The sequence below is a fragment of the Micromonospora sp. NPDC049060 genome, assembly GCF_040649055.1.
In the GTDB taxonomy this organism is placed as follows: domain Bacteria; phylum Actinomycetota; class Actinomycetes; order Mycobacteriales; family Micromonosporaceae; genus Micromonospora; species Micromonospora reichwaldensis.
In genome coordinates this window covers 1-1,049 of record NZ_JBEZEV010000182.1, presented here as the reverse complement: position 1 = coordinate 1,049, position 1,049 = coordinate 1, and the positions used below count along the sequence as shown (strand labels likewise).

The 1,049-nt window shown below is 67.0% G+C and carries 1 pseudogene; it reads right to left on the bottom strand.

Annotated features, from left to right (window positions below):
- Positions 1 to 275: 275 nt before the first annotated feature.
- Positions 276 to 1,049 (bottom strand): annotated as a pseudogene (locus AB0B83_RS30135) (IS3 family transposase); the annotation flags it as partial.

Here is a 1,049-nt window from a genome sequence, read left to right as displayed (position 1 = left end):
CCCTCAACGCCCTGATCCTCGCCTACGGCGACCGGATCGCCATCTAAGAATCTCGATCACACCACAGGCTCAAACACGGAAATCGACACACTCCCCGGACGCGACCCCATCAGGGTCCGCGTCGTGCTGGCTTGCATGTGGGACAAGGCGCGTGATCGCCGCAGCCCGGGGGCTGCTGCACCGGCAGGTGACAGGTGTAGTCACGCGCCCTGACCGGCCGGTGGGTGCATGATGGTCTCGAATTCAACAGGGGTCAACAGGGACAGCGACCGCTAGCGTCGGCGGCGGCGGTAGGTCCGTTCGATCCAGGTCACGATCGCGATCCGTAGTTACTCGCGGGTGGCCCGTGATCGCCGGTTGAGGACGTTGTTCTGCAGGAGGCTGAAGAAGGATTCCATGGCGGCGTTGTCGCCGGCGGCGCCGACGCGACCCATCGATCCAGCCATCCGGTCGCGGTGCAGGGCTCGGACGAACTTCCTGGACCGGAATTGGGATCCGCGGTCGGTGTGCAGGATGCAACCGGCCAGGCCGGCGCGCCTGGCGGCGGCGGTATCCAGTGCGGCGACGGCCAAGCGGGACTTCATCCGCGATTCGATGCAGTAGCCGACGATCCGGTGGGACCAGACGTCCTTGATCGCGCACAGGTAGAGCTTGCCCTCGGCGGTGCGGTGCTCGGTGATGTCGGCCAACCACAGCCGGTTCGGGCCGTCGGCGGTGAAGTCCCGCTGGACCAGGTCGTCGTGCACCGGTGGGCCTACCTTGCGGCCCTTGCCGCGACGCTTGCGCTTGCCGAACGCGCTCCACCAACCGTTGCCGGAGCAGATCCGCCACGCGGTCCGATCGACCATCGGCTGCCCCGCGTCGCGAGCTTCGTTGATGAGGAACCGGTAGCCGAACTCCGGATCATCACGGTGGGCGTCGAACAACGCGTTGGTCCGATACGCCGCTACCAGGTCGGCGCTGGTGACGGGTCGGGCCAGCCACCGGTAGTAGGGCTGACGAGCGATCTTCAACACCCGGCACGTCACCGCCACGGGGATCCCGTCGGC